We start from the raw sequence: 7,484 nt of genomic DNA on the forward strand, positions 1-7,484 counted from the left end.
GAGCACCATGAGATAGTTTTCGATCTTGAGGATTCTAAAATATCAGAATTGGCTGCAAAATATAAGCAAGATCGCGGGGAGATCGCATTAGGATACGAATCATTTGCACGTGCAATGAGTGAGAGTTCCAAGCGGTTTGAGTTTATGAGTTTTGACTACGGTGAATTGAATGCACGGAGTGATTTTTCGATCCGTGTCTATCAAGAGCATCAAACGTTTCCCCTTTTTGATGAAGCGCTCAACCGATCCGTTGCGTTCGGAAAAAGTGATATTACGTATGATGTCAACTTTACCCACGTTAAAGAGGCGTATGAAGCTCAGGGGATCGTATGTGCTCAGTATGCGACACAACTGGTGGCATTGGTAGAGATGGGAATTTTAGATTTGATGGCGATGCTAAAAGAGCATGCAGGAGATGAGATTTATGCCCAAGAACTCGAAAAAGTAAAGATTTTGATCACACCATCTCTGATGGGCGAGCGGTTTAAGATGATCCGTTTTATCAAGGAGTAGTCGATGCGTTTAGTAATTGCTTTGTGTGTTGTCACCAGTGTTCTTTTCAGCGGAGTATTGCATGATGGAGCGTTCGAGGGTGATATCGGAAAAATCAAAAATCATCTGCGTTTGCATAAAAATGTTGATGAACAAAACAAAGCGGGTCTGAGTGCATTGCATGTCGCGATCAAAATGGGTGACTTAAAAATAGCGCAACTTTTGCTCGACCATGGTGCCGATATCAATGCACAGGATTTTCGGGGAAATACCCCGCTCATTTTAGCGATCAAGAAAAAAAACTTGGAGTTGGTAACCTTTGTTGTGATGGCTCATGCGGATGTCAATCTTGCCAATAATGACGGGATCACACCGTTGCATCAAGCAGCGTTCATTGAGAATGAAAAAATTGTTGATTTTCTCCTCAAAGCTCACGCCGATCCGAATCTAAAAAACAATGACGGAGCAACACCGTACGATTTCGCAATAGCCAAGAAAAGCTTTGCTATTGCGCAACTTATTAAAATGTCAATGTAGGAGAGTCTATGCAGATCAAAGTAAACGGAGAAGTACGCGAAGTGAATGAAGGCTCTACAATGCTAGATCTTATCCGCTCTTTGGGGGTAGAGGAGCGTGTAATGGCCTCTGCTCTTAATATGGAGATTGTAAAACAAGATGCGTGGGGAAATACTCTTTTAAAAGAGGGTGATACGATAGAGCTGCTTGATTTCGTCGGGGGAGGGTGATTTACCCCTCCAGCATATCGACGAGTTTTTGATACTTCGTTTTTAAAATAAGATACTCTTTATTTAAATCTTCATATGCTTTTTTATAATCGATTTCGACTTCTTCATTATCATTACTACGTACTTCATTCTGCGGATGAGCTGTTGAGGGGTTCATCACGATATACGTTACCTCTTTGCCGTTCTCTTCTTTCACAACGGTCGGCAACTCTCCGTTCATTGTTTTTTTAATGACGCTAAAAATACTAATATGGTGACGTGCTGCGTATTTTTGGATAGTGATAAGTTCAGAAGATTGCATGGTTGACCTTGGTTATTTGGAGGATTTTTCTAGTGCTACGACGGCAATGGCGTACTCGCCGTCATGGGTGATGGATACCGAGAGATCGGTAATCTTGAAACGTTCAGACACTTCAGTCGAGAGATTGATGACGGGAGCACCTTTGAGAGTTTTAGAGAGGATAATATCGTGGAACCCGCATTCGGCTCCGATACCGCATCCGAGAGCTTTGGCACATGCCTCTTTGGCTGCCCAAAAACCTGCGGCATTGCGGTAATTTTTAATGAAGAGAATTTCATTTTCGGATAAAAATTTATGAAGTCCCCGATCTCCGAAACGCTCCAAGAAGCGTTTCATACGGTCAGTTTTGATGAGGTCGATGCCGATCATTGCACCACGAAGTCGGTGAAATAGACGTTTTTGACTTTGCCGTCTTTGAGACGCATATTCAAATCATTGACAATTTGCTCTTTTAGTTTCTCTTTCCCTTTGATGGTAGAGATCTCTTCAAGTGATTTTGAACTCAAAATTCGGATAATAATATCGCGGAAGATCGGTTTCTTTGTTTCAAGTTCAGGAGAGAGCTCTTCCCCTTCGATTTCAAGGTTCATTTCTACTTTGAGATAGCGGCGGCCGCTTTCACTTAAAAGATTGACAGTAAAGGTATCGAGTGGGAACATAAGTCCCACTTCTGTAACTGCTTCGCCGCTAACATGAGTTGTGCTACCGCTTCCCTCGTCTGCTGCTTCCCCTTCGCTGCCGTGTGCATCTGCTGCAACTTCGGTTTTAGCTCCGTGACCCGCTTCAGTAGCCGCATCATTATTCCCCATCATCAATGCGGCAACAACCCCTCCGATTACCAAAATCAACACCAAAACGGCGATGATAATAATCAAGAGCATGCTGCTCGATTTTTTCTTACCTTCTTCTTCGGTTGCGTGTTCGTCTTTCTCTTTTTCAGCCATCCATAGCTCCTGGGTAAAGTTAATTCTTTATTGTAGCGAGAAACTTATGAAATTTGCCACGTTCCCTAACCTAAATTTTGGTAAACTTAGCAGAAGAAAAGAAGGAAATTTTGATGGTAGAGACACTTTTAGGCTATATAGGCCGCCCTTTTATTCATGCTTTTATGACAATTGAGCGCTTTGGCATGTTTATTTTATTCCAAGCAAAACTTTTTAAACTCTACCCCCTTGCTATCAAGCGGTACAAAATCGTGTTGACACAGATCGATGTCATCGGGATGGGATGTATGGGAGTAGTTACCCTTACCGCACTCTTTACGGGGATGGTTTTAGCGATTCAACTCTATAACGGGTTTCATCAATTCGGTGCTGAAAACTTTATCGGATACACCATGTTTTTCTCTATTAGTCGAGAACTTGGTCCTGTTTTCGCGTCATTAATGTTGATTTCACGTTCTATCAGTGCAATGGCGGCAGAACTTGGGACGATGAGAGTGAGTGAACAGATCGATGCTATTGATATTTTGGGGGTTAATTCGAAAGAGTATCTTATTACCCCCCGTATCATTGCGACGGTGATTTCACTGCCGTTATTGGTTATTTGGTTTGATTTTATCGCGATAGGGTCGGGGTACTTGATTTCGACAGGTGTTTTAGGGATTAATCCGATTAGCTATCAAGAGACATTGTTGCGACTGGGTGAATTCGATGATATTTTGACCGGGATCATTAAAGCGGCTATTTTTGGGTTTATCGTAAGTTCGATCGGAACCTATATCGGATATCACACAAACGGAGGAGCACGCGGAGTAGGGGAGTCAACGATTTATGCCGTTGTCTATTCGGCGGTAGCGATTTTTATTACCAACTATTTTCTCTCAGCGCTATTCTTATATTTAGATATGTAACGCTAAAGGGGAAATTTAATCCCCTAATTCGCTGAGCGGACGAAACTGATAGGTATCGGGGTCATAATATTCAATGACTCCCGTTTCAATATCGTAATACCATCCATGAATAAACAGTTTCTCTTCTTCGACCAATTTTTTGACATACGGATAGGTGAGAAGATTTTCGATCTGCGTCACGATTGAGAGCTGCTCTGTGGCACGGAGCAACTCTTCACGCGGAGCGCTCTCCCCCAATGCAAGTAAAGCCATCTTTTTGGCTTTTTCACCGAGGGTAAGCCATTTGGCAGTATGCCTCATTGAGGTATCACATGAGGATTTATAGAGTGCTTCGATAGCTCCGCAGTGGGAGTGCCCGCAGATAATCACTTCGGATACTTCTAATGCCAATACCGCATACTCGATTCCAGCTGCTGTCGAGTGGAAATCTTCATCCGCTTTATAGGGAGCGACGAAATTACCGACATTACGAACGACAAACAGATCACCGGGACTCGATTGAATGATAAGATCGGGAATAACGCGTGAATCAGAACATCCGATAAAGAGGGCTCGGGGATTTTGTCCCTCTTTGACAAGATTGAGCAATTGGGTTTCATGTTTTTTAAAATAGGTTTGTTGAAACGTTTCATTTCCCTCAGCAAACTCTTTGAGCCGTTGGACGCTTAGATTAGCTGCATTGTTGTTTAATGGCACTCGTCAATTCCTAATTGCTTGATGATCGCTTCATATACTTTTCCGCCTTCACGGTCACAATCATCACTGTATTCGATAGTGATCATTCGTTTCCCCTCTGTAACGGAACCGCCGTAAATATTAGCTTTAAGAGAGCATAAAGGAGTACACTCTGCAATCGCATTTTCAATCATTTGACGCTCTTCTTCGGTTGAATAGGCTAGTGAGAGTTTAGTGTATCGTTCTTCAGATTTGTGATCGGCAACAATTGAACATACTGGCATAAAATATCCTTGGTATATGATTCGTTTATTATACGAAATTTTAGGTTAAAACCACTCCAAAAGTTTGCTTACTTCGTCAATTTCGTAACATTTGATGGTTGTTTTTTCGATCGGTTTTTTCGGAATGAGTGCTTTGGTGATCTGCTGAGAGGCTGCCTCTTTGAGCCGCTGGTCGAGTTGATACACCTCACGAATGTCACCGACAAGGGAGACCTCACCGATAAAAACGGTCTCTTTGGAGATAGCACGGTTTCGAAAACTGCTGATAATGGCGGCAAGAATCGCCAAATCAGCAGAGGTTTCGGTGATTTTGATCCCCCCCGTGATATTGATAAAAACATCATAGCTATTGAGAGGGATTTCAAGTTTTCGCTCTAAAAGAGCTAAAAGCATGTTGAGACGGTTGTTCTCAAACCCCGTTGCTTGACGTTTTGGATTGGGAGCGTGGGTATCGCTCACGAGTGCTTGAACTTCGAGCACTATCGGGCGAGTCCCTTCCATTATAACGGTGAGGGCAGAGCCGCTTTGGGATTTAGTACGGTTGAAAAAGCGTGAGGATAAGTCTTTCGCCGAAACGAGTCCGTCGTGACGCATCTCGAACACCCCGATTTCGCTCGTAGGGCCAAAACGGTTTTTAAATCCGCGAAGTATTCGGAGTTCATGTCCGCTATCCCCCTCGAAATAGAGGACGACATCGACCATGTGCTCCAAGACACGAGGCCCTGCGATAGACCCCTCTTTAGTAATATGACCGATGATGAAGATCGCAATACGACGTTCTTTGGCGATCCGCATCAGATCAAAGGTGATCTGGCGAACCTGCGTCACCGATCCCGGAGCTGAAGCGATGGTTTCGGAATAGAGGGTTTGAATCGAGTCGATGATGATACACTCGTAAGCGCGCTCATGGAGTTCTGCAAGTACCTGTTCCAGCCGTATTTCGGCGAGGAGATAGAGGTTATCGACATTCGCCCCCAGACGGTTGGCACGAAGTTTAATCTGTCCTTCGCTCTCTTCACCCGATACGTAGAGAACATTACGATTTTGTTTTGCGAGATTCGAGCCGATTTTGAGAAGCAGGGTCGATTTCCCGACACCCGGGCTTCCACCGATTAGGACAAGTGAGCCGGGAACGACTCCACCTCCGAGCACCATATCGAGTTCGGCATCGTCACTGGAAAAACGTTCGGTATGCTCTTCGACGATCTGAGTGATCTCTTTGGCTTTTGTGCCTGCTGAGGGTGAAGATGTGGAGGTGAGTTTGATCACCTCCTGCTGTTGTTCACTCAGTTCGACAAAACTGTCCCATCCGCCGCAGTTGGTACATTTCCCATCCATTTGGGGGTGGTAAATCCGCAGTGCTGACATTCGAAGAGGACGTTTTTTTTCTTGGCCATTAAATTTCTTTCTTGTTACGCAACATAACCCCATTCATCAAAAAGAGGTTTCAGGTTTTGATCGTTTTCAAATGCTTTGAAATAGAGGTATTCAGGGGCGATATCGAGTTCATCTGACCATCGTATTGTATAGTCCACCTCAAATTTCGAAAACAGATTTTTATTTTGCAAAGAGTGGAAAGGCTTGAAACTTTTGACCATAGATTCCAAATCAACAATACCACTTCGACCATCACTGAACTCAATGGATAATTTGTAACTGTCAAGATATTCGGCTTTTATAATACTTAGCATGATCTACACCAATGGAGAAATTTTAAAATATTCGCCGGTTGCTTGGAGGCTTTTCCAGTTTTCCATCAATTCATCTTGATGGTCTTCTGCCCATTCGACAACCAATCCCATAACTTTTGAGGGGACTTTTCCCTCTAATATCCCCAGCGTATCAATACGGATAGAGACTTTGAATTCGTTATATTCTACATGAAAGTGGGGAGGATTATGCTCGTTAAAATACATCAAAATATGTATTCCTAGAAATCTACTAATCTCAGGCATAAAATCTTACCTTTCATTTTGTTTTCATCCTATTGTAGCGTAATGAAAAATATAATTTGGTTAGTGATAGAATTTTTTATTAAGCCCCAATGCTAAAAAGTGTACCGGAGTCGTGTATTCCCTCAAGTAAATAGCTCTCTATCGTCTGTAAATTATATCCGCTGCATAAAAACATCTTGCGGTTATGTTTCATCAAAAATTCTGCCGCCATAAGTTTGGTTACGATACCGCCGGTTGCAAAGGCGTTGTTTGGCGTATGCTCGGCACTAAGGGCTTCATCCGGAATAGAATGAACCTCTTTTAGAATCACCGCATCAGGATTTTCGTTTGGATTTTTGTTATAGTATCCGTCGATATCGCTTAAAATTATGAGAAGATCCGCATTCGTATAATGCGCGACATGTGCGGATAATTGGTCATTGTCTCCGAAAACCTGTTCGGAAGTTGTGGAGATATCATTTTCATTGACGATAGGGACAATGTTATGGGCTAAAAGAGTATCGATGATTTCGCTAAAGATAGCAGTCCGTTTACGTGAATCAAAGTCCTCTTCGGTCAGAAGTATCTGTGAGGTTGAAATATTGAAAATATCAAATTTTCGTTTGTAACTGCTCATTAGGATCGGTTGTCCGAGAGAAGCGAGGACTTTTTTACTGATATGTTCTTTTCGATCCAGTTTCAATGCAGTATAACCCGAGGATACGGCACCGGAGCTAACCAATATGACTTCATACTCTTTTTGCAGTTTGGCGATGAGGGTAACGAGGTTGAGCATCCGCTCTTTTGCGATGCCGTTGTTTTCCATGAGGACACCGCTTCCGACTTTGATGACAATTCGTTTCATACTATTCCTTATTCATGTGTGTTTTCACTTAATGACATCGAAAAATAAAACGGATAAACGCATATTTTTAAAAAGTGATATTTCTTTTTTTGAAAAGATTTAAGTATACGCTAAAAATATTAATCCTTAACTAATACACCTTATCGTTCATTCAGAATATATAGCATCCAAAATTCCATCCACAAATTCGTATTTGTTAAACGGTATCAGATGTTCAGGCTGTTCTCCTACACCGATGTAAAGGATCGGAAGCGATAGGGCGTAGGCGATAGAGAATACCGATCCCCCTTTGGCCGTACCGTCGAGTTTGGTGATGATGATCCCATCCACCCCTA

General features: G+C 42.7%; 12 protein-coding genes and 2 pseudogenes. 4 read left to right on the top strand and 10 right to left on the bottom strand.

What is annotated here, in order from left to right; translation table 11 throughout:
- The 3 genes from A2517_RS05005 to thiS form a co-directional block, all read left to right on the top strand.
- On the top strand, positions 1-513 hold a 513-nt coding region (locus A2517_RS05005), incomplete at its 5' end, for an SAM-dependent methyltransferase (RefSeq protein ID WP_294894753.1).
- 3 nt (positions 514-516) lie between these two features.
- A complete protein-coding gene (locus tag A2517_RS05010; RefSeq protein ID WP_294894755.1) occupies positions 517-1,029 on the top strand; it encodes an ankyrin repeat domain-containing protein in 513 nt (170 codons plus the stop codon).
- 8 nt (positions 1,030-1,037) lie between these two features.
- Positions 1,038-1,238 carry a sulfur carrier protein ThiS gene (gene thiS, locus A2517_RS05015; RefSeq protein WP_294894756.1) on the top strand — a complete coding sequence of 67 codons (201 nt, stop codon included), beginning with the start codon at positions 1,038-1,040 and terminating at the stop codon, positions 1,236-1,238.
- A gap of 1 nt (position 1,239) precedes the next feature.
- Here thiS and A2517_RS05020 read toward each other — a convergent pair whose 3' ends face one another.
- Genes A2517_RS05020 through fliL form a run of 3 tightly spaced genes read right to left on the bottom strand, consistent with a single transcriptional unit; the run spans position 1,240 to position 2,483 of the window.
- The gene (locus A2517_RS05020; RefSeq protein ID WP_294894758.1) at positions 1,240-1,539 is read right to left on the bottom strand and encodes a hypothetical protein; all 300 of its coding nucleotides are present in this window, start codon (positions 1,537-1,539) and stop codon (positions 1,240-1,242) included.
- Between the two features lie 12 nt (positions 1,540-1,551).
- Positions 1,552-1,908 carry a holo-ACP synthase gene (gene acpS, locus A2517_RS05025; RefSeq protein ID WP_294894760.1) on the bottom strand — a complete coding sequence of 119 codons (357 nt, stop codon included), beginning with the start codon at positions 1,906-1,908 and terminating at the stop codon, positions 1,552-1,554.
- Positions 1,905-2,483 carry a flagellar basal body-associated protein FliL gene (gene fliL, locus A2517_RS05030; RefSeq protein ID WP_294894762.1) on the bottom strand — a complete coding sequence of 193 codons (579 nt, stop codon included), beginning with the start codon at positions 2,481-2,483 and terminating at the stop codon, positions 1,905-1,907. Before fliL ends, acpS begins: the two co-directional genes overlap by 4 nt.
- 113 nt (positions 2,484-2,596) lie before the next feature.
- Here fliL and A2517_RS05035 point away from each other — a divergent pair, with 113 nt between their 5' ends.
- A complete protein-coding gene (locus A2517_RS05035) occupies positions 2,597-3,391 on the top strand; it encodes an ABC transporter permease (RefSeq protein WP_294894764.1) in 795 nt (264 codons plus the stop codon).
- A gap of 15 nt (positions 3,392-3,406) precedes the next feature.
- Here A2517_RS05035 and A2517_RS05040 read toward each other — a convergent pair whose 3' ends face one another.
- The 7 genes and pseudogenes from A2517_RS05040 to A2517_RS05070 form a co-directional block, all read right to left on the bottom strand.
- Positions 3,407-4,087, bottom strand: a complete 681-nt coding sequence (locus tag A2517_RS05040) for a carbonic anhydrase (protein ID WP_294894766.1) — start codon at positions 4,085-4,087, stop codon at positions 3,407-3,409.
- Positions 4,078-4,350 carry a hypothetical protein gene (locus A2517_RS05045; protein WP_294894768.1) on the bottom strand — a complete coding sequence of 91 codons (273 nt, stop codon included), beginning with the start codon at positions 4,348-4,350 and terminating at the stop codon, positions 4,078-4,080. Before A2517_RS05045 ends, A2517_RS05040 begins: the two co-directional genes overlap by 10 nt.
- 45 nt (positions 4,351-4,395) lie before the next feature.
- Positions 4,396-5,747: pseudogene (gene radA / locus A2517_RS05050) on the bottom strand (DNA repair protein RadA).
- Between the two features lie 15 nt (positions 5,748-5,762).
- Positions 5,763-6,041, bottom strand: coding sequence for a DUF2442 domain-containing protein (locus A2517_RS05055; protein WP_294894770.1), 279 nt, complete (start codon positions 6,039-6,041; stop codon positions 5,763-5,765).
- Between the two features lie 3 nt (positions 6,042-6,044).
- Positions 6,045-6,269: a DUF4160 domain-containing protein gene (locus A2517_RS05060; RefSeq protein WP_294894772.1), complete on the bottom strand. Its 225-nt coding sequence runs from the start codon at positions 6,267-6,269 to the stop codon at positions 6,045-6,047.
- Between the two features lie 115 nt (positions 6,270-6,384).
- Positions 6,385-7,149: a glutamate 5-kinase gene (gene proB, locus A2517_RS05065; protein WP_294894774.1), complete on the bottom strand. Its 765-nt coding sequence runs from the start codon at positions 7,147-7,149 to the stop codon at positions 6,385-6,387.
- A gap of 147 nt (positions 7,150-7,296) precedes the next feature.
- Positions 7,297-7,484, bottom strand: a pseudogene (locus tag A2517_RS05070) (signal recognition particle-docking protein FtsY); the annotation flags it as partial.

This window comes from Sulfuricurvum sp. RIFOXYD12_FULL_44_77, from assembly GCF_001830725.1.
Taxonomy (GTDB): Bacteria; Campylobacterota; Campylobacteria; order Campylobacterales; family Sulfurimonadaceae; genus Sulfuricurvum; species Sulfuricurvum kujiense_A.